Here is a 24,970-nt window from a genome sequence, read left to right as displayed (position 1 = left end):
GTCAGGTAACTAATTAAAAATTGTTATAAAGCTTAACTAAAGTTTTTAAAAGCTCTTCACTTTCTTCTTCGTTAATATGTTTATAAGCAGTGGACAGTAAGTTATGGGATATAGCTTCGAATAAGGGCTTTAGCTCTCTGCCTTTTTTAGTTAAGGTCACAAAAACTACTCTATTGTCTTTAAAATCTCTTGTTTTTTCAACATAACCATGCTTTATTAATTTATCGATTAAAGCAGTTACTGTTGATTTATCCTTATTAATTTTTTCTGAAATCTCCTTCATAGTTAATTTTTCGTTTTTCAAAAGGACAAAGAGAATATCTCCATGAGAGGGTGCAAGGTCTTTTATACCGAAGCTTTTCATTTCATTTATAATAAATTTATTTGTTTTTTCAGATATTTTTGAAATTAATGATATTATATCTCCTGTATTCATAATTTAATTATAGTTTTATATCAAACTATTGTCAAGATCAATAATAATTTCCTCTTTTTGTGCATAGGAATATTTGTGTTTAAATGCCATAAAAATATGCGCCCTCCTAAGTGACAAGTTTTTAATTTTTTCACTTGTCTACTTAGAAGGAAGCATATCAAAGCAGTTCATTTTAGTTTTGCAACAGCACCTTTTATCTAGAGTATGAACCAATGATATTTATTAAAATATTATTGGTATTAATAAAATAATTATTATAATCCAAGAATAAGGACTTCCTAAATTCAAAGTATATCCAAATCCTGTTCTCTTAGGGATTAACAACGCTGGATTATTTTTATTAAAATAAATTAAACCTAAAACCCAATTATTTTCATCATACTCTAATGATATGTCCTCTATGTTATATTCTTTAAGAAACTTATTTTCATCTAATACAGATTTCTTTATATATATAAGATAAGTAATTATACAAACTATAAAAAGCAGCCAAACAAGTTCTTTGGGAATTACTATATTTTTATATAATAGTGGTAATTCGCATACAATAAAAACTGAAGTTAAAAATAAAGATAATATGCATAACAATAAGCTATGATATCTTCTGGAGTTTAATTTCATTTTTATATATTTTTCTTTATATTCAATTATAGTAGTTTGAGATTTTTTACTTAATGATAAATTAAATATAAGCAATATAATAATTAATATTAACATTATAAGAGGCTCTTGTGAAACATTCCATAATGTTTTTGGTAAAAATCTGTTAGCAACAAAATTAAGATTCCAGTGTATTGGTATTTTATATGGTAGTTTATCATAATTTTTTAAAAGCAAAATAAACATTCCTAAAATAATGCAAATAGGAAAAGCAAAAAATAACATAGGTACATTGGGAATAACATCGTTAATTAACAATTCAATATTTTTTTTGCTTTCTTTATTTTTAAGTGAATTATTGGCCTGATTTAATAGAAGATTATGAAAAATTCCAAACAGAATTATTAAAATTAAAGTACTTAATAAGAAAAAAATTAATAAAAGTGTTTGATTAATAAAGCTACAGGATATATTAATTAAAGTTAAAATTAATCCAACTACTATATAAATTTTTTTATATAAATTAGCTAATCCAATATTATATAGCAAACTTTTCGAAACCGAAAACACCATATTTTTGCTTGAAAATATAGGCATAAGTGTTTGATAAATTAAAATTACAGTAAATAATATAATTAAATCATTATTCATCATTCCCATTATCTCCTTTAATAAAATTATTATAGGTATAAATTAAAGAGTTGAGTACAATCTGCAAATCTATTTTATATTCATAAGATGTTAGAACTAAATTGTTTATTTCATATTGTAATTTTTGATTAATATAATCTTGAGAATAAATTTGTTTTTTAGATATATTAACAAAACTCCCTTTTTTGGGGTATATATCAATCAACCCCTCATCTCTCAGTTTTTTATAAGTCTTATTAATCGTTAAAACATTTAGCTCTAATTGTTTTGCAAGAGAACGAGCAGATGGCAGTTTTTCACCATCTTTTAGGATACCATTGATTATAAACGAAAGAAACTGATTATAAATTTGAATATAAATAGGTATATTGCTATTAAAATCAATTGATATTAACAATCGAACCACTCCCTTCTGATATATGTGAAGTATATCAGAAGGCAACGGTAATGTCAATTTCAATTTATTAAATACTAAAAATTCTAAGTTACTAAAGTAATGAATCAAACGTATAAATAAAAATAATTTATTTTATGAGTTGGCTATATCCTTAATATCAATTATTTCAGGATCTAAATGATTGATAATTAAATTAGTTTGGTGAGAAACAATTATTAGAGTTTTATCATAATTGTCTCTCAAAAAATTTAATATTGATATAAGTGAATCATTATTTAAATTAGAAAGAGCTTCATCAATCATTAATATACGTTTATTTGATAAAAAGCCACGAATTAGCTTGATTTTTTGAATTTGACCACTGCTTAAAGATTTTGTTGAATTATTAACTTTTGTATTTAAACCATCTGGTAATTTTTTCATGTAATGATATAATTTCATTATTTTTAATAATTCATGTAAATAATCAGAATCATAGTAATCTAAGCTCTTTATTAAGTTATTTTTTATAGTCTCATTAAATAAATAATTACATTGAGGTACATATGCTACTAATTTAGTTATGCTATCCGAATAAAGTATATTACCTTTATAATTTCTATAAAGACCGTAAATTATATTTAAAAGAGTTGTTTTACCACAACCATTATCACCAATAATTAAGTACTTTTTGCCTAATCTAAAATTTATATTTAAATTTTTAAAAATAACATGATTATAAGAATTAAGGCAAGTTATATTATTTAATTTAATCAAAATATATTTGCTATCAATCAAATTTTTTCTAATTTTATTAATTTTTTTTTCTTTTTAACATAAAGTTAATTCTATCTAATGAAATACTCATTTGTTTTAATTGAGGAACTAAATTTATAAGTCTATAAATAGGACTAAATAGTAATGAGGTATATGTAAAATAAGAAATTAAAGTTCCTGCTGTTATTTCAGAAGATTTAACCATTAAACAGCCATAAAATAAAACTATAAAAGGTGTAGTTGTTGCTATTAAAGATATCAAGTTATTAACAAGTGTAGAAAATTAAGTTAATTTTATGTTGCTTCTTTTTAAGTCATCGTTATAATTACAAGAAGTTTTATATTGCTCACTTAATATTCTATATATTTGAATAAAAAATTTTCTAATTACATTTTCAATGACATAATCTTGTAGTCTATCTTTTGAATCCTGTACATTTTTAGAGTAAACTTTTAATTTATTACCAAATTTACATGAAAGTATTATAAACAAAGGGATCATAATTAAAATTATAATTAATAAAGAATTTGAAGTAATTGATAGTATAATATTTTGTATTCCGTAACCTACAATTACACAATATTTGTACCTTACCATTTTCTTGTTCTTCATTATATTCTATTTCTAAAAGAACTGAGAATATAGCACTTCTTAATTTAAATATTTGTTTTTGTACCCAATAAGAACATTTATAACTGATTAAAAGATTTAATATAATTTGAATGATAATTATCAAAATAGTTATATTTATTATAAGTAATAAAATATGGAAATGGAACATTGGATAAAGATACAAAAAAGTTATGAAAATAATAAAAAAAGGTCTTTTTTTGTCAGAAAACAAAAGACCCTTTAAAGTCATCATACATAAATATATCTCAAAATATTGTAAATTTGCATTAATATAGATTATATTCTATAATGTATATTAATGCAAATTTACAATATTTTTAAAAATTTAAAAGGAGTGGTATAAATGTATAGAAATGAAAAGGAAAGAATATTTGGAGAACCAATGAGTTTGGTTGAAAACCACAAAAAAAATCAAAGCGAATTCATTATTAATATCAATAATTACGACAAAAAATTATTGAACAATAAAACACAAAAAAGTAATGAAACAATTCTTGTTAATATTGTGAAAGAAGATTCTATAAAAAAATTTGTAGAATCCAATGATTATGAAGGTTTTTTGGAGTATGTTGGATCAAAATTAAAATTAAATAGGGAGTATTCTGTTGTAGAGAAACCTCATGGTGACGCTAAAACAATCACTAATATTTGGTATGTTTTAGAAGCTGCTGCTGTAGCAATAGTCGGTGCATTACTTGTAATAGATGTAACTGCAAAATCTATTTTCTCAAAAGAAGAAAAAGTAATAGTTGATATTATTAGCGCTGCTAATTTAGCTGGTGGTAAGGAATTTTGTATGGGGGTAGCTAAAGTTATAAAAAAAGAAATTATGAAAAGAGGGACAAGTATAAATGCTGTTGAAGCCTATTAGACCATCAAATATTGCAATTTTAGGTACATTTAAATGCTCAGCAGCTTGTCAAGAGTGTTGTTTTGAATGTAGTCCTAATTTGTCACAGGAATTGTCCTTACATGAAATTAAATCTTTTATAAATCAAGCTACTAAAATTAATACAGTTAAATTCATTGTATGGTCTGGTGGTGAATGTTTTTTACTTGGTAAAAAATTACTTGACGGTATTTCATATGCTTATGAACATAATTTGGTTTCAAGATGTGTAACAAATGGATTTTGGGCGTCATCATTAGATGAGGCGAAATTAATATTAGAACCAATGGCAAAATCAGGATTAAAGGAGCTTAGTTTATCAACTGGTGATGATCATCAACAATTTGTTAAAATTGAAAACATACTAAATGCAACTATTGTAGCACTTAATTTAGGAATAATTGTAGCTATTGCTATTGAAACCACCAAAAATTCTAAGTTCAAAAAAGAAGACTTAGTAAATCATCAATTATATAAAAAATATATTAAGGATAAGGATATTGAAAAAAATCTTAAAATTATAAGTACTATATGGATGTCTTTTCATACTGATAGAACTTTTAAATACGAGGATATTCTTAATGTTGAAAAAGAATATAGTGGATGTGATAGTCTTTTTGATTCAATTGTATTGACACCGGATAAATCTATTGCTAGCTGCTGTGGATTAACATTAGAACATATTCCTGAAATGCATATTGGAGAACTTAATGAAAATAATGTTAATGAATTGTACGAAAAACAGTTTTTGGATTTTATAAAGATATGGATATATGTTGATGGTGCTGCAAAAATATTAACCAAAGTAAAACAATGGAATACAAATATTGAATATCCAAAATTCGTTCATGTTTGTCAGTCCTGTGCTTATTTATATCATAATACAGAAGTTATGAATACAATAAAAAATAATTTTCAAAAAATAATTGAAGAAGTATTAGAAAAATATGAGTCAAAAAGAGTTTTGAGGGAATCTTTACAAGAATTACAAGTATCTCGCTAATAATTCTGAAATACAGTCAAAAAGAGAGTGTAACAAAATGTGAACTGCTTCCCGTCAAGTAGACAGTTAAAAAAATAAAATCTTTTTACATTCTCCATTTTCGTCAGTAGGTATATCCTGCTGGCTGTTTTTATGATGCATGTAAATACATATTATGTTTCTCAATTGGTGTTAATACACCAAGATTTCTTTGTAGTCGTTTATTGTTGTAATACTCAATATATTCTTCGATCATTTTTACTACCGATTTCTATAGTAATGTTCTTTTTTAAGTATGCCTCAGAAGCCTTCCATTGGACCATTGTCAATGCATTTTGATACTCTTGACATACTATGGGTCATTCCTGCAGCTTCTAATTTAGTATGGAAAACTCGGCTTGTATATTTCATCTATCACTATGAAAGAGTGGGTGTGCATCTTGAGTTGACTTAATAGCAGCATCAAATGTTTCAAAGACTAATGCATTATTATTTGAATCACGAACAATATAGGAAACGATTCTCCTATCATACAAATCCAAGATGGCACTTAGATATACCTTTCTTTTTTCTGCCCCAATGTAATACTTAAATTCAGTTACATCAGTAAGCTGCTTTTTATTCGGTGCATAGGCAGTAAATTCGCGGTTTAGTAGATTTTTAGCTATGTATTGTGGATTTGCTGCTTGCCTAGTACAACCATTGTTTGCATATTTGATTGTTGATTTTATATTTAGATTATGACATATGCGTAAAACATGTTTATCATTCACTTTAATATAATGATATTGTTCTAAGTCATCTCGTATTATTCTATATCCTTTATCAGGGCTTTCTTAATGAATATTTTCAATTTCATCAGCAATTAGGCGGTTTATACTCTCGTTTTTGGTAATTTCTCTATGCAACCATTTATAATAAGCTCCTCGTGATACTTCCACAAGTTTACAAAGTGCAACAATCGAATAACCATGTTCTTGATTTTCTTCTTTAATTGCCTGATAAATGTATTGGTGTCGTACCAAGCTTAGTCCCGCCTTGTCTCTATTTCCTCGAGTTTTTTAAGAAAGAAACCTCCATTTGAGAACGTTCTTTCTCAGCCATTAAAATCTTATTTTCAGCACGCAGCTTTTCTAATTCGCTCATTTCATTTTCGGATTTTCTTTTTCCACGGTTATTGTTTAAAGTTTCCACGCTACCCTTTTCATATTTAACAGTATAGTTCCGTACTTGTTGATAGGATACCTGATACTGCTTTGCAGTATAAGAATAATTATTATCATGTGAAATACAATACTTTATTATTTTCTGAGTTGAGTTTCTGACCGTATTTTATATTTTATCAGTAGTTCAGGAGCTGTATACTTTCCATTGAGATAATCATTGACAGCTGACTGTTTTAATACTGAAGAATATCTAATTGCTTTACTATTTGTTCTTAACCCTCCAAATCCAAAAGCATTATATAGACGAATCCAACCCTTTAGTGCTCCATATATACAACATAATTCTTTAAATCCATAATTGTTATTAAGATATTCAATAATAATTTTCTCTTTTTGTGCATAGGAATATTTGTGTTTAAATGCCATAAAAATATGCTCCCTCCTAAGTGACAAGTTTTTAATTTTTTCACTTGTCTACCTAGAAGGAAGCATATCAAAACTAAAAATTAGTTTTTGCAACAGCTCCTATGATTAACGATTAGCTAAATAAGATTTTAACCATTTAAGCGCAGGACGTTCAGAACCATCTGAATTAACTAAATAAGTACCATCCTTCCAAGTTTGTCCTTGAATATATCCCCATAAGGTTATGCCTTTTACATTAGGGTTTTCATATAAAACAGGGAATTTTTGCTGGTATCTAGCCAGTTGAGTAGCATCATCACCAGTAATATCAAGCTCTGATACGTATATTGGTAGTCCAGTTTTTGATAAGATATTTAAAACTGTATTCATAGTATTTACAGAAACATTGTCCATATTGAATTGATGACACTGTATGCCTATTCCGTCTATTAAACCTTTGCTCTTAAGCAGGTTTATGATTTTAACGTAATTATTAGCTGCGTTAGGATCACTAATTATGCCATATTCATTAATTAAAAGCTTTGAATTTGGGAAAGCTTTTCTTGCCTGCTGATAGGACCATACAATCCAATCGTAGCCAGTTGAGCCATCTCCACCAAGAGCATTTTTATAAGCAGGTTGAGTGTGTAGTGGTTCATTTACAACATCAACAAAAGCTGAACCTGAATACCTTTGACCTGCGGCTGTAATCCACTTTGAAACTTCTGTTTTTTGGTCTTGTGGTGAAAGATTTGACATCCAACTAGGCTGTTGACTTCCCCATACTAAATTATGAAATTTAAAGGGCATATTATTGCTTTTTGCATAATTATAAATAAGATCAGCATTTGACCAGTTGTAATTACCACGGCTGTATTCAATTGAACCCCATTTAGTTGCATTTTCTGGTGTAACTTGATTCCAGTAAGTACCAAAATTAGATGGAATACTTCCTGCTATTATATTTCCTACGAATTTGCTGTGAGACATTGCTGCCTTAGCAGTTCCCACACCTGAAATTGAAATGGCAAGTCCTAATGCCAAGACTCCTGTACATATTTTGGCTAATTTTGATTTTAACATAGTATCACTCCTTTAAATTTTTTAGTGTCCTATTGAAACTTTGCTTTTGAAGGTATCAAAGCTATCACCATTTAAAATGCATATACGAGGTAAACCATATTTATTGTCCGAATCAGTACTTAAGGTATTTGATACAGAAAAACCAGCTTTGTAACCTAAATTTTTAAGAATTGAAACAGTAGCTGCATCATATGTTCCATAAGGATAAGCACAATAAACTGGAGCTTTTTTAGTTATAGCTTGAATTTTTGCAGTTGCATCATTGATAGCTGAAAATTTTTGATTATAGTTTAAAGTAGTTAAATCTAAATGGTGAGTAGTATGATTTTCTATGTCTATGCCATTGTTAAATACAGTTCTAATTTCATTACTAGTTAAATGCCAGCTTGTATCAATAAAATCTGTAATGACAAATTCAGTTGCTTTCATGTTGTATTGTCTTAAAACAGGGTATACATTTGTGTAAAAATCTTCTGTACAATCGTCAAAAGTAAGTAAAATCGGTTTATTTGGCATTGGAATCGTTTTATTTAAAATGTTGTAATATTGGTCGATAGATAGTGTAGTGTAACCATTGGCATTTAAGTAAGCCATATCTTTTTTGAATTCTGTAAGATTATATTGATATAGATTTGATGGATCAGGATTTGTAGAAACTACATGATATAGCAGCACTGGAACCTTTACATTTGTTGCTGCCTTTGCTGCACATGGGATAGATAAAAGTAGACAAGTAAGAGCCATAAGTAAAAATTTTTTCATAAAAATCTCCTCCTTAAAATACATAAAAAGTAAAAAAATATATTTACATATAGTATAACATTAATTTCAATATTTTACCATAATGTTTGCATTTAAAAATAATTAAAATGATTATACTAACTATATATAAATGTATATTGTTATCAATTGATAATTAGATACGATTATGATTATAGGTTGATTTCAAGTTGATATGCATGGTATATTTATATATAATTTGTTTATCAAGTGATAATATAATTTTATAAATGGAGGATTGTATGGATAATAAAGTTTCAATAGCACGGCTTTCTATAATATCTAATTTTGTACTTATAGTATTAAAGTTATTAGTTGGTTTTTTTACAGGGTCTGTTAGTATAATTTCAGAGGCTGTTCATTCTATAACAGATTTGGCAGCTTCTATCATTACTTTTTTTTCAGTGAAAATATCTGGAAAACCAGCAGATGAAGAACATCCTTATGGGCATGGGAAAATTGAAAATATATCGGGTGTAATAGAAGCCCTTCTTATTTTTATTGCTTCAGCACTGATAATTTATAAGGCAGTTTTAAAGATAATTGAGCCATCAGAGGTTGAGTCTGTGGGCATTGGATTTTTAGTGATGATTGTATCTTCAATAGTTAATATGGTAGTATCTAAAAAATTATATAAAGTTGCAGAGAAGGAGGATTCTATAGCCTTAAAGGCGGATGCACTTCATCTTAAAGCTGATGTTTATACTGCATTAGGTGTGGCAATTGGTTTACTACTTATATGGATTACGAAAATTTACTTCTTAGATCCTATATTTGCAATTATAGTTGCGGTATTTATTCTACGTGAGGCATTTCACATATTAAGAGAAGCTTTTAATCCTTTAATGGATACAAAACTATCCAATGAGGAGATCAATATAATTAAGTCAGCTATAAGTAAGCATGGAAACTTATTTTGTGATTTGGAAAAATTAAAAACGAGAAAATCAGGTGCTACTAGATATGTAGATTTAACTATAGTATTTCCAGGGGATATATCTTTAAAGGAGGCTCATGGTATCTGTGATATTTTAGAGGAAGAAATAACAAAATCACTAAAGAGAACAGAAGTTATGATACATTCAGAAGCTTGCGGGAAGAGCTGTAATGGTTGTAAGAATTCAGAGAGAAGATAAATTGTAAATTTTATGATTTTATTTTTCTCTTGTGCATTTATTAATATTAATGGTATAGTTATTGAATAAAATATAACACTAATATATTAAAGGAGAATTCTATGAAGTCAAATGAAGAAACTAATTTTTTACAAAGAAGGTTTCAAATATTACTATCTATATTAATAGCTGCTGCATTTCTATTTGTACTAAGAGGTGGACGTTTAATTTATATATTTAAAGCAAGACCTTCTGATTATGATGCAATTCTTATGTCAGATTCATTAGGAATTATATTCGCAATAATTGTTATGTTTTTACTAAGAAAGATAAATGTGCTTAGAGAAAAAAAGGATGGAATATTAAAGGGACTTTTCGTTGGAGGCTTTTTAACCTTCATATGTTTTTTTTCTTTGCTTGCAACGCTCACTACAGTTCAGGAAAAAAAACTTTTACCTATTTCAAGTATTATAGTTTTTACTCTATCCATGATAGCAGTAGGAATGGCTGAAGAGTTCATTTTCAGAGGAATTATACTTAATCTTTTAGTTGATAAATTCGGTAAAACTACAAAGGGCATTTGGGCTGCAGTTATTGTATCTAGCGTGATTTTTGGTTGTGCACATATAAGTAATGTACTTTCTGGTGTTCATCTTAAAGCTGCATTTATACAAGCAATGGGTACTATAGCAGTAGGAGCACTGCTTGCAGCAATCTATTTGAGGACAAGGAATATTTGGGTAGTTATTTTTCTGCATGCGTTTATGGATTTTAGTTCCTTAATAGGTGCTGGATTTTTTGGAGTTAGTTCTTTTACAGGCCAAGTAAATCAGTATGGATATATTAAACTTGTAAGTGTTGCTATCTATTTTATTCCAGTATTTATTTTGCTTAGAGGAAGTAAGATGAAGGAAATAATTGAAAATGTATAGTTAAAAGCGGTCAGTTTATGACCGCTTTTATGTTTATATAATTGTTTTTTTGTAACGAAGAGAAAGGGGAAAGTCACCTTCCCATTGTAAACTGTCCTTTAAGATTTTTGCACTCATTTCTAAACATATAGGAACTGCAAGGTTTGGATATATTTTTTTAATTCTTTCTATTAAATCCGTTGAGTCTTTGGCAGCTTTAAGCTCTTTTATAAAGTCTTTTATATATTTACGTGAAAAGTCAATACAGTTTGGATTTATAGGTTTATTATTTGGAGCATGTCCTGGAATAATAACTTTAGGATTTAAAGCTTCAAGTTTATCTAAGTTATCTAACCATTCTTGCCTTTCTTGTGGTGTTCTAGCGTCTGCAATCCACAAATATGCGTCTGAAAATACCAAATCACCAGCAACTAAGGTTCTTGTGGAAGGAATCCATAGGCAAGTTAAATTTTCGCTATCGCCTCTCATTATACCGAGAATTTCAATTTTAATACCATCTACAGAAAGATAAGATTCTTCTATACGTTCAATATTTACAGCAGTTTTACAACCGTTAGTACCTAATAGTTCAGTATTCCAATACTCAATTTTATGGCTAAAAGCTGAATTTGCTTCGTCAGCAGTTTCTTTATAAGCAATAACGCGGGCATTTGGAAAGGCTTCCTTTAATACTCCGAGTCCAAAATAGTGATCAGGATGAAGATGGCTTATAAAGATTTGTTTTAATTCTCTGCCAGTTTCAAGTATTTCAGCAACCAAACGATGAGCATTGGAGCAAGTAAATTGAGCATCAAATAAAAGAGCTTCAGTTGGCCCGTAAATTATAGTTGATGATACACCAAAACCACCATGCTTGTCTGAACTTATAAATACTTTTGTTTTTAATTCTTCATTCAATTTACTCATGTCTCCTTTTATAAAAAATACAATATTTTATTTAGTTAATTGTGTGGTTATCCATTTTATAGCAGCAGTATTTATATCTTCAACCTGGCTTCCATGTGGGTCCTTAGAGTAGGTCATGAAAATATTTTTAACTCCAGCATGAGTAAGTGCTAAACTTAAATTTAAGCTTTCTTTAATTGGTACTAAGGTATCGCTGCCGCCATGTGCAATAAACATTGGTGGATTAGTAGAATTCACATGATTTATAGGACTGCCTAGTTCTGCTAATTTTACTTTTGACCAATAAGGTGAACTTGTATCATTTTTGTCACGAATAGCTCGAAGTACGCCTATTCCTTGATCCGCGCCTGTAAAACCAAGAAGTTTAGCTTCAGCAGCATCTGGAGCATCATGAGTTTTTGCTGCATCAGCAGGAGATTGGATAGCAGAATCCATTTCAGGAGCCATATTAAGAAGGTTTGTTGGTCCAAAGTAATCGATAGCTGCCATTAATTTGCTTGAATAATTAGTATTTCCACCAACATCACCTTCAAGATCTTTTTCATCTCCAGTAGTTGCAGCTAAGGCAGCTAAATGTCCACCAGCAGATTCACCGCAAATTGCTATTTTATTTGGATCAATTCCATATTTTTTAGCGTTTGCACGTAAGTATCTAATACTACCTTTTACATCGTATATTTGAGCAGGGAAAACAGCTTCTGAACTTAAGCGATAGTCTACAGATACAAAGGTTATTCCGTTTTTAGTGACTCTTTTAAAAACATCATATCCAGAAGGACCCTTATGCATAGGAATTTTGTTGTTTCTAGACGTCTTTGCAGCTAGCTTAGTGTTGACATTTTCATTACATCTGTAATCTCCCATTGCCCAAGCACCACCATGTACGTATACAAGAACAGGTGTTGCTTTCTTTGTTTTCTTAGTAGGTTTAAAGATATTCATTTTTAGTTTTTTTGTTTTTCCATCATCATTTTTTACAGTAGCGAAAACTACATCCTTATAAGTCGGAGAAGTAGAAGCAGCTTCTACCTTTTGATTTTGCATACATGTACCTAAAGGAAAAGATAGGGTAAAACACATAGTTGATACTAGTAAAATAGTTTTCAATTTTGATTTTTTTTTCATTGACGTACCTCCAAATAAATTTAAGTTTGTTTAGTAATAATGTGGCTTTTAAGTAATATATGAGTGATTTTTTTATGTATATTAAAACATGTAATAAACTACATATTTTGATATAAGTATCATCATATACTTGCAAAATAAAAATGTCAATAAAAAATGTGTAAAGTAAATATTAAATATTACTTATAATTGTTTCAAGACTCTTTTTTTAAGGGGCTATAGCACATATTGTTAATATTTTAATAAAAATTAAATAAAAAAGTTTACAATTTTTTATTGACTATGTTAACCTTAACAGCTATAATATTTAATATAAAGGCCAATTTTACAACTTTTAATGTTAACGTTAACAATAACATTAGATTTTTTAGTGAAGGAGTTTTTAATTATGAAAAAAGTAGTATGTTTAGTAGCTTCTGCGATGATTGCAATTTCTTTAGCTTCTGCTGGACAATTAACAGGTAAGGTGCAAGCAGCTAGTGTGCCACAAACAATACAGGTTGCAAGTACCGGTACAGGCGATGATTCAGCTGTTTTAGCAGCAGCAATAGCTAAAGCTCAACCAGGTGATACAATTTCTCTTACTAGTAAGGCTTATCAATTTAAATCACCTATTTTATTAAACAAAGATGGTGCAGTAGGAAATACTATAAAATTAAAATCGGCTACAACAGATAAGGTTAAACTTGATTTCTCTGCTGAAAAAGACGGTGACAGCTCTTATGGAATTAACATAAAGAATGCGTATTGGGAATTAGAAAATATTGAAGTTTACAGTGCTGGTGATAATGGTATCATAATGAAAGGTGCAGCATCTAACCACAATACTATTACAAATTGTGTAGTAGACAACAATAACGATGCAGGTCTTCAAATCACAGGTGGAGCACATGACAATACAGTTCAAGGCAGTGAATCTTTTGATAACTATGATATTGGAACAAAGGGTTCAAATGCGGATGGTTTTGCATGTAAGCTTCAAGCTGGAGCAGGCAATAAATTTATAAACTGTAATTCTCATGACAACTCAGATGATGGATGGGATTTACTTGGAACTGATGAGACAGTTACATTAATTAATTGTACAGCTACAAAAAATGGATATTATCATGGAGATCCAAATAGTACACTTAATAACGCAGGCATGAATGGTGATGGTATTAAACTTGGAGGAAATCAAAAACCACCAAAAGGAACACATAGATCACTAGGTTCACATGATGTAGAAGGTTGCAAATCTTATGATAATAAGGCAGCAGGTTTTTCACAAAACAATAGTGCTGCGAACCTTTATCTTAAAGATTGTGATGCAGACAGAAATGGTGCAGATAATGTACTTAATGCTAATCAAAAGACTACTAAGTCAAACTTTAATTTCCCTTTTAATCCTAACAATGGAAATGTATTTACTTTTGAAAATTGTACAACAACAGGAAAATGCACTATATACTCTGGAGCAAAGGTTATAGGTGGTAATGTATATGCTACTGCACCTAATAATCCACTTCCTCCAGTATCAGCTAAAAGTAAAGGGAAAAAATAGGACATAAGATTTTAATATAGGGTTTCTAAATATAAAGCTAATTTAATTTTGTTATTTAAGTGATGGCTAGTACTTTTAGGCAAATTAAAGTATGTTTAAATAGTAGAAACCCTATAACTCTAAGCCGTAGTGAAATTATGACATTAAAGGATAGAATATATACTTGTAATATACTAATATAAATATATTTTGTAATTATAGGAATATTTTTTATCAAAAATTATTTACTTTTGTTGAAAAATAGGTTATTATTAGGGAAGTAACCAGTTGTTACATCACCAAATGATAACGTTAACAAAAGAATATTTATAAAAAGGAGTTTTTAATTATGAAAAAAGTAGTATGTTTAGTAGCCTCAGCTGCACTTTCACTTTCATTATCCTCACTTCCTCAATTAGCAGGTAGTGTACAAGCAGCAAGTACACCACAAACAATTCAGGTTGCAAGTACAGGAGCTGCTGATGATTCAGCGGTATTAAAGTCAGCAATAGCTAAAGCTCAACCAGGAGATACTATATTACTTACTAGTGGGGCTTATAAATTTAAATCACCGATTTTATTAAATAAAGATGGTGCTGTAGGAAAAACTATAAAATTACAAGGCTCAGGCAAAACAAGAGTTAGACTTGATTTTTCTGCTGAACCAGATGGAGATAGTTCTTACGGAATTAATGTACAAAATGCATATTGGGAACTTACTAATTTAGATGTTTATAGCGCTGGTGATAACGGTATCATAATGAAAGGGGCTGCAGCTAACCATAATACTGTTACTAATTGTGCAACAGAAAACAATAATGATGCTGGACTTCAAATTACAGCTGGAGCACATGATAACACAGTTCAAAATAGTGATTCCTTTAACAATTATGATATTGGAACAAAAGGTTCAAATGCGGATGGTTTTGCATGTAAGCTTCAAGCTGGAGCAGGAAACAAATTTATAAGCTGTAATTCATACGGAAATGCAGATGATGGATGGGACTTACTTGGAACCGATGAATCAGTTACAATAACTAATTGTACAGCTACAAAAAATGGATTTTATCATGGAGATCCTAAAAATGCTCTTAACAATGCAGGCATGAATGGTGATGGAATTAAACTTGGAGGAAATCAAAAACCGCCAAAGGGAACACATAGGTCATTAGGTGCACATGTTGTAACAGGCTGTAAATCTTATGATAATAAGGCAGCAGGTTTTTCTCAAAACAACAGTGCAGCAAACTTATATTTAGAAAATTGTGATGCAGATAGAAATGGAGCAGATAATATTCTTAATGCTAATCAAAAAACTACTAAGTCTAATTTTAACTTCCCATACAATCCAGGAAATGGACATGTGTTTACATTTAAAAACTGTACAACTAAGGGAAAATGTACTATATACTCTGCGGCAAAGGTTATAGGTGGTAATGTATATGCAACAGCTCCTAATACACCACTTCCTGATATAAATAACTAATTTGTAATTCATTAACTTAAATATAAAAGAAAGGCACTGCTTAAGCAGTGTCTTTCTTTTTAGTTATTGGTAATTTATAATGTCGAAATATCTATAAATATTATTTGATTAATACCGATTAAATAAGTACTTAAATTTATTTAGGAGGAGATAGTTGTGATAGGAAAATTTAAAAATGTTAAGATTTTTAAAAATTTAAAGGTTAGTCATAGTATAATAGTACTCTTTATTTTATCAGTACTTTCTACTGTCTCTATTTGTTCAATAGGATTTATCAAATTAAAAAGTTTAAATGAGAATATGAAAACGATGTCAAACGTACAATTACAAGGTATGTACAGAGTAGGTGAAACATATGGTGCTATTGGAGCTCTCCGTAATAATTTAACAAAGCTTACAGATAGAAAATTTGACATTAAGTATGTAAATGACATAAACGCATTAACAAGCACCATAAACAAAAATATAAATGAAGAAATAGCTACAATCAAAGATTCAGAAGGAAATAAAAAAGCAAAGGATTTAAAAAACAAATTTACTGAATATTCTTATTTTATTGACGACTTAAAAAAGATGAGAGTTGTTGGTCAAATTCCAACTCAAGCATTTATTGATGCTAATACTAAAGCTGGTACTAAGCTTCAAAAGGCTATAGAGGAACTTTCTAGTTATCATAGAAATGAAGCTAAACTTTTACTTTCACAATCAGATAGGGCTTTTAAGAATGCTTCTATTATGCTTTTTATAATAACTATTATTTTAGTATTAATAGGTTCGACTTTATCACTTATAATATTGGTTTTGATAAAATCCTTTATCAAGGATTTTACAGTAGCAATAAATGAAGTAGCAGACGGAAATTTTTCTATTGAAGTAAATAAGGATGGAAATAATGAATTTTCAACTCTAAGCAAATTATTAGATAGGACAATTGATTCAATGTCTATGCTTATGAATGAAATAAGTAATAAGTCAAAAGAAATAAATGATCAAGTGGTATCATTATCGGCAGTATCAGAAGAAATGTCTGCAACATCTCAAGAAGTAAGTAATGCAATTATGGAGGTATCTAATGGTTCTGTTAAACAAGCAGATGAGCTTGTTGATATGAGTAATTCATTTAATAATTTTGGGAAGGAAATTGATAACATTAAAAAAATTGTAAATGATGTAAATGGTACAGCAAAGGAAGTTACCTCAAAGGCTAATGTTAGTAATGACCAATTAAAAAATTTAGTTTCATCTGTTCAAAGAATGAATGGTTCCTTTGAAGTTGTTATAGAGAAAATTAATAAACTTGTATTAAGCGTAGATCAAATAAATACTATAACTTCTTTAATTAATAGTATAGCAGATCAAACTAATTTACTTGCTCTTAATGCCGCTATTGAAGCATCTAGAGCTGGAGAAGCAGGTAAAGGATTTGCAGTTGTTGCTGATGAAATAAGAAAATTAGCAGAGCAAAGTAAAAATTCATCTACGAAGATATCAATTTTGGCGGATGATATAAAGGATGAAACCAATGGAGTACTATCTACAACACAAGAAGTAAGTGGAACTTTGAATTCACAAGTTACAGTTATTGATAATTCAATTGTATCTTTTAAAGATATTATGGATGCTATTGAAAAAATAATACCTCAAATAAACAAAGTAAATGGAGCTATGGATAATGTTATTAGGCAGAAAGGTTCTATCATAGAAAGAATAGAGGATGCATCGGCTGTTGCAGAAGAAAACTCAGCTTCGTCAGAAGAAATAAATGCATCTACAGAACAAATGACAAGTTCATCCATTGAAGTAGCAAATTCAGCTGAAAGGTTGTCTGAAAATGCCAATATGATGGTAGAAGCAATAAAACAATTTAAATTAAAATAAGGCATAAAATCATATAGAAATCCTATATATTAATATTTTAGGATTTTTATATGATTTTAAAATTAACTCAAAGCAACAATTATAGAACCAATTGCTATAATTGCTACTCCTATGACATTGAGTTTGCTTATTTTTTCTCCAAGCAAGGTTACGGATAATACAGTAGCAAGTACAACACTTAGTTTATCTATTGGGGCAACCTTTGCTACGGTTCCATATTTTAAGGCGAGAAAATAAAATAGCCAGGAAAGTGCACCAGCTATGCCACTTAATATAATAAATAAAAAGATTTTTCTATCAGAAATTATTGCTGGAATTTTAGTTAAATTACATTGAAAAGCAATTACTAGTACAAGGAATATGGCCATAATTATAGATCTTACAGCGGTGGCGGTATTAGCATCAGCAGATTTAAGACCTATTTTTCCAAAGATAGCAACTAAAGCAGCAGTTACAGCTGATAGTAAAGCGAAGATAAGCCATAAGTTATTCATAAAAATACACCTCTTGTTATTTTTTTGTGTTTCGTTCAAGTTTACATTCCTCCCGCTGATTCCAAAATATTTTAAATTCAAGTTTTTCAATTTCCCTTTGTTGTTTATAGCTTATTCTTAAATTAGCAGTATCAGGTAATATAATGTCTTCATTTAAGTCTGGTAATACATTTGTAATATTTCCGTCCTTTAAAAGCATGGATAGGTCATTAACTATGGAGTCAATTAAGTCTTTAGAATGTCCAGCTTTATCTTTACTAATCTGATATAGTTCATTTTTATTAATGTAATCGCAAGAATCACCTTTTGCAAGCCAATCGATTAAAGCTTGTTTACTAAATCTCCATTCTCTGCCGATTTTCCTAGCAGGAATATGTTCTTCCCTTAGAAGTTTGATTAAAGTCTTTTCACTAACTCCTAAAAACTCAACAGCTTGTGTAATGTTTAGTATATTTGATTCCATTATTTCAGCTCCTTAAAATAAAAAATATTATATATTATGTAAATATAGTAGCATGTGGAAAATAAAAAAACAAGATTTAGGAGAATATAATATGAATATAAAAGTATTTGATATGAAAATAAAAGAAATTAATGCTGTAATAATTATTTGTTCAGATAATGTTCAGAACGTAAATATATACTAAAAAGACTAATATGGCAATATTTATTAATAAGAATAGGGTGGTGATATTTGTGAAAAACATCTCGTTAATGCCAATAACTTCAGTAGATAAAAGTTTTATATTTAAAATATTTAAGAAAAGTAGAGAATATTTAAATTTAAGTGAGGATATGCTTTTAAGGCAATTTAAGCTTGAAGAAAATCAGCTTATAGAAAATAATCCAAAGGCTCAGTTTAATATAATATTTTTTGAAAATATGCCTGTAGGTAGGATGTACATAAAATGTGATAAAGAGTATCACATTTTAGAATTAGGAATTTTAAAGTCTTATAGAAATCTTGGTTTTCAAATGATTAAAAACGAGGGTATTTTATTTAAAATGCAATATACAGGTTAAAATTTTAAAAATGAAAGGATGCTTTTATTATGGATATTTATATTGGTACAATTCTTCCTTGGGCAGGATATTACGAACCGCAGGGTTTTTTGTTTTGTAATGGACAAATACTTCAAATTAGTCAGTACAATGCTTTATACGCAGTCATTGGAAATTATTATGGTGGTAGTTCTGGGCAACAAACTTTTGCACTTCCTGATCTCAGAGGATGTTTTCCTATTGGTGCAGGACAGGATAAACTTAAAAACACTTGGACAATAGGTCAAACTGCAGCTAAATCAACTAAAGTAGTGCTTCAGCAGCAAAATCTGCCAGCGCATACTCACAATATTTCTAATTCAATAGTGGACAATGGAACTTCTATGAACTTAAATTTAAACATTGCAATTCCAGTAAATACAAGTGCTGGTACAGACGATAACCCGGGACCAGATCCTATTACACAAAATAAGAAGATACTTGCAGCAAGTAAAATGAAAACAACCGCCGCAGCAATTGCTACATATTCTCAAGGTTCTCCTACATCTGGTGCAACACTTCAGCCATTTTCAGTACAGCAAAATGTGAATTTACCTACTCCAAATATAAATGTAAATTCAACCGCAGCACAAGTGGGAGGCAATGTACCTTTAGATGTAACACCACCGTTTACTTGTATTAATTTTATAATAGCTTTTGAAGGTTTGTTTCCTCCAAGAAATAATCAAGCTTAAAGGTAAATATAATAACATGTGTTGTAAATTGGAAAGGGGGTGACAAATTGAAGAGATATTTTAAAAAAGTAATATTTGTAGGTTTGATTTGGATTATATTTGCTATGGTTTGTGTGGGCAAGACTTATGCTATAGCTCCTAATATTATTGATTTTAATGCGCATAGTACTATGAATTCAGATAACGAAGTAAATCTTGGAAAAGTACTTCACGATGGTTCATTTAATTCTTTTAATATAAATGATATAGATTTAGATATTTTTAATGCGAATAATGAAAGTGACTCTGTTAAGGATGCAGTTGGAAGTTTTGTTTACTCAGAACAATATTTAAGTAATCCTAATGATCAACAAAGTAGTATATGCTTTGGTTATCCTAAAGATACAGGAACAATGTTAGATAGTACTATAATTCCACCTAAATATGAAATTATACAGAGTGAATATGGACAGGAATTTAGTATTAAAAGTATTAATTTGCAAGATATATCAATGTATAACGGTGCTACTGTAAATAATATTTATTTTAGAGCTTATGATGGAGATTATTTAGTTGGAACTCAGATTATACCTGAGGATGGCACTTATGCTAATAGTGTAAAGGTTGATATGTCAAATCTTTCAAATAAGGATATTTTTAATCACATAACAAAATTAGTAATATATAGTGATGCTTCAGATGGATCAAATTATATAGGCTTTAATAATATACAAATTGCTGATCCAACTGTGAATTCTACTTTAGAACCAAGTGGTGTTTTAGATGGTATGAAAAACACAATAAGTTACAAGGTAGAAGCTGGCGAGGCTATTTATTACACTACTGATGGTACAACTCCTACTACAGACAGTACTTTATATACAGGAACATTTTCTATAAAAAGTGATGCTACTTTAAAATCAATTGCAGTTAAAAATGGAATTAGGAGTTCTATTAAGGTTCAGTCTTTTGAAAAAGCTGTGCAGCCTACAGTAAGTCAGGATGAAGGAAGCGTTAGTAAGGGAACTAAGATAAAATTACAGACATCTGAGGCTGACGGGATTATTTATTATACTACAAATGGAGATGATCCAGCGGTTAGTGGAATTGAATATGATAAAAACAGTGATGGTATTGAAATAGATTCTACAACTACAATTAAAGCAATCTCTAGAGTTGCTGGAAAATTTCAAAGTGATCCTATCAGTAAGACCTACAGCATTAAAAAAGCAGATGAACCTACAGTAAATGTACCAGCAGGCGAAATTTTTAAGAACACAGTTATAGATTTTTCAGCTCCTAGTGGTTACTCTATATATTATACAATAGATGGAACAACACCAACAAAGGATAGTATTTCTTATAACAATTCTGGAATTGAAATTTATGATGATATTATAATAAAAGCAATAGCAGTTAAAGACGGTGAGGAAGCTAGTGATGTATTAGTTTTAAATTACACCGTAAAAAAAGCGGCAAGCCCAGTTTCAGATACACCGGAAGGTACTGTAGACAAAGAGAAAATAGTGCATTTAAATTCTTCAACCTCTGGGCATATATACTATACAATAGACGAAACAGATCCAAGGTATTCAAGTACAAAATATACTTATGACGATAAGGTAGGTATTAAAATAGATAAGCCATCTGTAAAAATTGAGGCTTATTCTCAATGTGATAATACGAAAGATAGTGATGTAGTCCAATTTAACTACAAGGTACAAACAACAAGTACTCCAACTTTAAGTCAGGTAAGTGGAGATGTTTTGCTTGGAACAAAAGTTAGTATTACAGGAGATGTGGGGGATACATTTATTTATACTACGGATGGATCAGATCCAACAGAAGGTAATGGAACTGTATATAGTGAACCAATTACCATTAATAAAGATACAATTTTAAAAGTAGCAGCAGTAAATCCTGGTAAGTTTAACAGCAGCATAGTTACAGCTAGCTATACAATAGAGAAGGCAAAAGCTCCAACAGCTAATATTCCATCTGAAAAAGTAGATAAAAATACAATAATAAAGTTATCCTCAACACCATCAGCCACTATATATTATACCTTGGATGGAACAGAGCCTTTAAAGTCTAGCACAGCCCTTGTTTATAATGATGCTGCAGGTATTAAGATAGATCAGAAAAACGTTGAAATTAAAACGGCGGCTGTAGGAACAGGAATGCTTGAAAGTGAAGTTACAACGTACGATTATTCTGTAGATTCTTGTAATACACCTAGTATAAATATATCAGATGATTATGTAACCTCGGGAGCACAGGTTACGCTTACAGCAGATACAGGCGATACAATTATCTATACCTTAGACGGAACAGATCCAACAGAGACAAATGGATATTATTATACTGCACCTATAATTATAAATAATAAGACCACAATAAAGGCAATTGCAGTTAGTAAAAATAAATTATCCAGTAGTATTATAGCGAAGGATTATAAAATACGTTTAGAGAATCCTAGTGCGGTTGTTAATGAAAATAAAATAACAATAAATGAAGCGTCAGAAAATGCCATAATTTATTATACAACGGATGGGTCAGAGCCTACCACTTTGAGTAATGTATACGATAGTAGTAAAGGAATTGTAGTCAGTGATAGAATAACATTAAAGTTTTTTGCTGTAAATTCTGATGGAGAAAGTAGTGTTATTACAAAAGTCTTTGATAAGGTTAAAACTCCTTATGTAGATGGAAATATAAGTGAAGTTGAACCAGGTGGCAAAATATATATTGTAGGTGAAGAAGGTGCAGATATTTACTATACTACAAATGGAACTATTCCAGATAAAGGAGCTAATTTATATGATTCTAAGAAAGGGATAGATATATCCTCGACTACTAAAATACAAGCAATAGCATATAAAGCTGGTGAAATTCAGAGTGAGGTTTTTTCGGAATTCTGTAGTGTAAAAATAGAACAGCCTGTTGTAACTATTAATAATAATAAAATAGTTTTAAACGATTCCACTTCAGGAACTCAGATTTACTATACCACAGATGGAAGTACTCCAACTACAGCTAGCAATATATACGAAGATACTGGAATTTCAATAAAAGGAGATATCACACTAAAAGCAATAGCTGTAGGTTATGGCACAGAAAGTGAAGTTGTTACTAAAGTTTTTTCAACCCCGAAAGAGCCTATAGTAGATGTTTTAGGAAGTAAATTGACTTCAAAGCGAGTAATACATTTATTTTCGGCTCCAGGTAGAAAAATTTATTATACAGCTAATGGTGATACACCTACTATGTTTAGCATGCTATATGATGATTCAAAGGGAATTTTAGTAGATAAATCCATGATTATAAAAGCAATAGCAGTTTCAGACGACATGTTAACTAGTGAGGTTCTTACATTACAGTATATACTTGATATATCAAATTCAGATATAGTATCAAGTGAAAAAGTTCAACCTAAAGAAGAAATTACACCAGGTATTGAAACAACGTTTTATACTGAACCTATTGACAGTGGTAATGAAGATAATAATGAAATGGTCAATAATAATTTTAGTAGTGAAGGAGATTTAAATTATAATTTAGCTGAAGTTGATACAGAAAATAGTGAAAATTCTCCGGTAGCAGATGAAGGTAATGATCAAAAGAATACGGATTCATCTGCTTCTGCAAATAAAGCTAGGAATAATAAAGAAGAGTATAAGAAAAAAGAATCCTCTAAAAAAAGCAGTATAAAAAAAGAGAGCAAAAATAGTTTTGCCTTGCCAGGGATTATAGCTATTGTAGTAGTTTTAGGGGGATTTTTTATAATTCTCTTTAAGAGAAGAAAAAAGGATGAAGAAGAGTAAATAAATTAAAGAGTAATGGGAATATCTCATTACTCTTTCTACATATATATTAAATTATTAATAATTAGTAGGGAGTTTATCCTCAATGATATTATAGTGGACGATGAAATTTTAGATGGAAATAATTATTAACCCTAATGCATAATATTAGAATTAATACTGAGGTTAATATTAGGGTTAAATATCAATATCATTTAGTGATATTAGCTTAGAAAAATTAAAATAATGCAGTAAAAAGAGCAGGTGGAAACTACTAAGAAGTATTATATAAATAGTTGATTTAGGATTAATATTGTGCTAAAATTGGTCTATAATTTTAAACTTGAATAATTAGAGTTTTCTAGGGTTCCGCAGTACTGCTGGCAGGTCCGAGAGAAAACCCACAGTTTACTGTGTACACGGAAGGATAAAAGCCTGGGAGATATTTAAATAATATTTCCTAGGCTTTTTTATTTTTTATATATTGAGGAGGGCTTTTGATGAAAAAGTTTGTAATTGAGGATAGTTTTTGGAATATATTTCCTAGAGCAAGAATTGGAGTTGTTGTTTGCAGAGATATAGACAACACTATAAAAGCTGAAGAGAAGTATGAAAAAATGCTTTTTGAAGCAGAAAAGGAAGCTTTAAAATATTTAGGGAATGAAGAATTTAGTAAAAATGAAGTAATAAAAGTATGGAGAGAAGCTTTTAAGAAATTTAAAACAAAGAAAGGCGCAAGATCATCTATTGAAGCATTATTAAAGAGAGCTTACAATGGAAATCATATAAGAAGTATTAATCCTTTAGTTGATATATACAATTCCATTTCTCTAAGGTACGCTTTGCCTTGTGGTGGTGAGGATACTGATACATTTTCTAAAGATATAAGATTGACAAAAGCAGTTGGAGATGAGAATTTTATTACCTTAGGAACAGATAAAAGTGAACCTCCCAATGAAGGTGAAATAGTATATAGAGATGATAAAGGAGCTATTTGTAGATGCTTAAATTGGCGTGAAGCAGTAAGAACCATGCTCACAGAAGGAACAGAGAATGCTTTTTTATGTATGGAATTAATTGATGAAAACAGAGTAAAACAATTTGAAATGGCTTTAGAGGATTTATCAAATTTGGTACAGAGTAATTTAGGAGGAACGTGTAAAGTTTCAATTCTCGATGTTAACAATAAAGAAGTAATTATAGAGTAATTTTAGG

28 protein-coding genes and 1 riboswitch are annotated in these 24,970 nt (G+C 29.6%); of the genes, 11 read left to right on the top strand and 17 right to left on the bottom strand.

All coding sequences use genetic code 11. The features are described 5' to 3' along the window. Positions 1 to 13 precede the first annotated feature (13 nt). The 6 genes from CLFE_RS23670 to CLFE_RS23645 all read right to left on the bottom strand — a co-directional run bounded on the left by CLFE_RS23670 (position 14) and on the right by CLFE_RS23645 (position 3,453). On the bottom strand, positions 14 to 436 hold the full coding sequence (locus CLFE_RS23670; RefSeq protein ID WP_077893027.1) for a MarR family winged helix-turn-helix transcriptional regulator: 423 nt from the start codon (positions 434 to 436) through the stop codon (positions 14 to 16). 222 nt (positions 437 to 658) lie between these two features. Further along, positions 659 to 1,690 carry a DUF1648 domain-containing protein gene (locus CLFE_RS23665; protein ID WP_169850917.1) on the bottom strand — a complete coding sequence of 344 codons (1,032 nt, stop codon included), beginning with the start codon at positions 1,688 to 1,690 and terminating at the stop codon, positions 659 to 661. Beyond that, on the bottom strand, positions 1,680 to 2,084 hold the full coding sequence (locus CLFE_RS23660) for a GntR family transcriptional regulator (protein WP_169850918.1): 405 nt from the start codon (positions 2,082 to 2,084) through the stop codon (positions 1,680 to 1,682). The genes CLFE_RS23665 and CLFE_RS23660 overlap by 11 nt, the downstream gene beginning before the upstream one ends. A 132-nt stretch (positions 2,085 to 2,216) precedes the next feature. After that, on the bottom strand, positions 2,217 to 2,840 hold the full coding sequence (locus CLFE_RS23655) for an ATP-binding cassette domain-containing protein (RefSeq protein ID WP_169850919.1): 624 nt from the start codon (positions 2,838 to 2,840) through the stop codon (positions 2,217 to 2,219). A 37-nt stretch (positions 2,841 to 2,877) separates the two neighbouring features. Further along, entirely contained in the window at positions 2,878 to 3,102 is a 225-nt protein-coding gene (locus CLFE_RS23650) for a hypothetical protein (RefSeq protein ID WP_250944827.1), read from the bottom strand. 21 nt (positions 3,103 to 3,123) lie between these two features. Continuing rightward, the gene (locus CLFE_RS23645) at positions 3,124 to 3,453 is read right to left on the bottom strand and encodes an ABC transporter transmembrane domain-containing protein (protein WP_139356119.1); all 330 of its coding nucleotides are present in this window, start codon (positions 3,451 to 3,453) and stop codon (positions 3,124 to 3,126) included. Positions 3,454 to 3,817: 364 nt separating this feature from the next. Between CLFE_RS23645 and CLFE_RS23640 the strand changes: the two genes are divergently transcribed. Together CLFE_RS23640 and CLFE_RS23635 are read left to right on the top strand one after the other, a co-directional pair. Beyond that, positions 3,818 to 4,345, top strand: coding sequence for a hypothetical protein (locus CLFE_RS23640; protein ID WP_077893032.1), 528 nt, complete (start codon positions 3,818 to 3,820; stop codon positions 4,343 to 4,345). Further along, complete coding sequence (locus CLFE_RS23635) at positions 4,326 to 5,366, top strand: radical SAM protein (RefSeq protein ID WP_077893033.1); 1,041 nt, start codon at positions 4,326 to 4,328, stop codon at positions 5,364 to 5,366. Before CLFE_RS23640 ends, CLFE_RS23635 begins: the two co-directional genes overlap by 20 nt. Before the next feature lie 130 nt (positions 5,367 to 5,496). On the opposite strand, the gene CLFE_RS24525 is transcribed toward CLFE_RS23635, so the two are convergent. The 7 genes from CLFE_RS24525 to CLFE_RS23610 form a co-directional block, all read right to left on the bottom strand. Beyond that, positions 5,497 to 5,601: an IS3 family transposase gene (locus CLFE_RS24525; RefSeq protein WP_139356121.1), complete on the bottom strand. Its 105-nt coding sequence runs from the start codon at positions 5,599 to 5,601 to the stop codon at positions 5,497 to 5,499. A 151-nt stretch (positions 5,602 to 5,752) separates the two neighbouring features. Further along, positions 5,753 to 6,118 (bottom strand): DDE-type integrase/transposase/recombinase, encoded by a 366-nt coding sequence (locus CLFE_RS23630; RefSeq protein WP_250944825.1) that lies wholly within the window; start codon positions 6,116 to 6,118, stop codon positions 5,753 to 5,755. 63 nt (positions 6,119 to 6,181) lie between these two features. Next, complete coding sequence (locus CLFE_RS23625) at positions 6,182 to 6,370, bottom strand: hypothetical protein (RefSeq protein ID WP_139356124.1); 189 nt, start codon at positions 6,368 to 6,370, stop codon at positions 6,182 to 6,184. Positions 6,371 to 6,389: 19 nt separating this feature from the next. Continuing rightward, positions 6,390 to 6,635, bottom strand: a complete 246-nt coding sequence (locus CLFE_RS24520) for a helix-turn-helix domain-containing protein (protein ID WP_432706072.1) — start codon at positions 6,633 to 6,635, stop codon at positions 6,390 to 6,392. 11 nt (positions 6,636 to 6,646) lie between these two features. Continuing rightward, entirely contained in the window at positions 6,647 to 6,937 is a 291-nt protein-coding gene (locus tag CLFE_RS23620) for a helix-turn-helix domain-containing protein (RefSeq protein ID WP_077893034.1), read from the bottom strand. A gap of 105 nt (positions 6,938 to 7,042) precedes the next feature. Continuing rightward, positions 7,043 to 7,999, bottom strand: coding sequence for an endo-1,4-beta-xylanase (locus tag CLFE_RS23615; protein WP_077893035.1), 957 nt, complete (start codon positions 7,997 to 7,999; stop codon positions 7,043 to 7,045). A gap of 21 nt (positions 8,000 to 8,020) precedes the next feature. After that, positions 8,021 to 8,761: a polysaccharide deacetylase family protein gene (locus tag CLFE_RS23610; protein WP_077893036.1), complete on the bottom strand. Its 741-nt coding sequence runs from the start codon at positions 8,759 to 8,761 to the stop codon at positions 8,021 to 8,023. A 260-nt stretch (positions 8,762 to 9,021) separates the two neighbouring features. On the opposite strand from CLFE_RS23610, the gene CLFE_RS23605 reads away from it, so the two are divergent. Both CLFE_RS23605 and CLFE_RS23600 read left to right on the top strand, forming a co-directional pair. After that, complete coding sequence (locus CLFE_RS23605) at positions 9,022 to 9,915, top strand: cation diffusion facilitator family transporter (protein ID WP_077893037.1); 894 nt, start codon at positions 9,022 to 9,024, stop codon at positions 9,913 to 9,915. 101 nt (positions 9,916 to 10,016) lie between these two features. After that, positions 10,017 to 10,826 (top strand): CPBP family intramembrane glutamic endopeptidase, encoded by an 810-nt coding sequence (locus tag CLFE_RS23600; protein WP_077893038.1) that lies wholly within the window; start codon positions 10,017 to 10,019, stop codon positions 10,824 to 10,826. A 33-nt stretch (positions 10,827 to 10,859) separates the two neighbouring features. On the opposite strand, the gene CLFE_RS23595 is transcribed toward CLFE_RS23600, so the two are convergent. Together CLFE_RS23595 and CLFE_RS23590 are read right to left on the bottom strand one after the other, a co-directional pair. Beyond that, a complete protein-coding gene (locus CLFE_RS23595) occupies positions 10,860 to 11,732 on the bottom strand; it encodes an MBL fold metallo-hydrolase (protein WP_077893039.1) in 873 nt (290 codons plus the stop codon). 27 nt (positions 11,733 to 11,759) lie between these two features. Then, on the bottom strand, positions 11,760 to 12,857 hold the full coding sequence (locus CLFE_RS23590) for an alpha/beta hydrolase (RefSeq protein ID WP_077893040.1): 1,098 nt from the start codon (positions 12,855 to 12,857) through the stop codon (positions 11,760 to 11,762). 388 nt (positions 12,858 to 13,245) lie between these two features. On the opposite strand from CLFE_RS23590, the gene CLFE_RS23585 reads away from it, so the two are divergent. The 3 genes from CLFE_RS23585 (at position 13,246) to CLFE_RS23575 (ending at position 17,743) form a co-directional block, all read left to right on the top strand. Beyond that, a complete protein-coding gene (locus CLFE_RS23585; RefSeq protein WP_077893041.1) occupies positions 13,246 to 14,400 on the top strand; it encodes a right-handed parallel beta-helix repeat-containing protein in 1,155 nt (384 codons plus the stop codon). A gap of 328 nt (positions 14,401 to 14,728) precedes the next feature. Further along, positions 14,729 to 15,865, top strand: a complete 1,137-nt coding sequence (locus tag CLFE_RS23580; protein ID WP_077893042.1) for a right-handed parallel beta-helix repeat-containing protein — start codon at positions 14,729 to 14,731, stop codon at positions 15,863 to 15,865. A gap of 156 nt (positions 15,866 to 16,021) precedes the next feature. Next, positions 16,022 to 17,743, top strand: a complete 1,722-nt coding sequence (locus tag CLFE_RS23575; RefSeq protein ID WP_242951587.1) for a methyl-accepting chemotaxis protein — start codon at positions 16,022 to 16,024, stop codon at positions 17,741 to 17,743. A 62-nt stretch (positions 17,744 to 17,805) separates the two neighbouring features. Here CLFE_RS23575 and CLFE_RS23570 read toward each other — a convergent pair whose 3' ends face one another. Then, positions 17,806 to 18,237: an EamA family transporter gene (locus CLFE_RS23570; protein WP_077893228.1), complete on the bottom strand. Its 432-nt coding sequence runs from the start codon at positions 18,235 to 18,237 to the stop codon at positions 17,806 to 17,808. Positions 18,238 to 18,253: 16 nt separating this feature from the next. Further along, positions 18,254 to 18,700: a helix-turn-helix domain-containing protein gene (locus CLFE_RS23565; protein ID WP_077893043.1), complete on the bottom strand. Its 447-nt coding sequence runs from the start codon at positions 18,698 to 18,700 to the stop codon at positions 18,254 to 18,256. 233 nt (positions 18,701 to 18,933) lie between these two features. On the opposite strand from CLFE_RS23565, the gene CLFE_RS23560 reads away from it, so the two are divergent. The 4 genes from CLFE_RS23560 to CLFE_RS23545 all read left to right on the top strand — a co-directional run bounded on the left by CLFE_RS23560 (position 18,934) and on the right by CLFE_RS23545 (position 24,963). After that, entirely contained in the window at positions 18,934 to 19,260 is a 327-nt protein-coding gene (locus tag CLFE_RS23560) for a hypothetical protein (protein ID WP_077893044.1), read from the top strand. Positions 19,261 to 19,289: 29 nt separating this feature from the next. Next, positions 19,290 to 19,973, top strand: coding sequence for a phage tail protein (locus CLFE_RS23555; RefSeq protein ID WP_077893045.1), 684 nt, complete (start codon positions 19,290 to 19,292; stop codon positions 19,971 to 19,973). Between the two features lie 47 nt (positions 19,974 to 20,020). Beyond that, positions 20,021 to 23,776 (top strand): chitobiase/beta-hexosaminidase C-terminal domain-containing protein, encoded by a 3,756-nt coding sequence (locus tag CLFE_RS23550; RefSeq protein ID WP_077893047.1) that lies wholly within the window; start codon positions 20,021 to 20,023, stop codon positions 23,774 to 23,776. A 329-nt stretch (positions 23,777 to 24,105) separates the two neighbouring features. Continuing rightward, positions 24,106 to 24,199: riboswitch (guanidine-I (ykkC/yxkD leader) on the top strand. A gap of 56 nt (positions 24,200 to 24,255) precedes the next feature. Then, a complete protein-coding gene (locus CLFE_RS23545; protein WP_077893048.1) occupies positions 24,256 to 24,963 on the top strand; it encodes a B3/B4 domain-containing protein in 708 nt (235 codons plus the stop codon). Positions 24,964 to 24,970 lie beyond the last annotated feature (7 nt).

Origin of the sequence: Clostridium felsineum DSM 794, assembly GCF_002006355.2 — a bacterium.
Taxonomy (GTDB): domain Bacteria; phylum Bacillota; class Clostridia; order Clostridiales; family Clostridiaceae; genus Clostridium_S; species Clostridium_S felsineum.
This window is presented reverse-complemented; position numbering and strand designations above follow the sequence as displayed.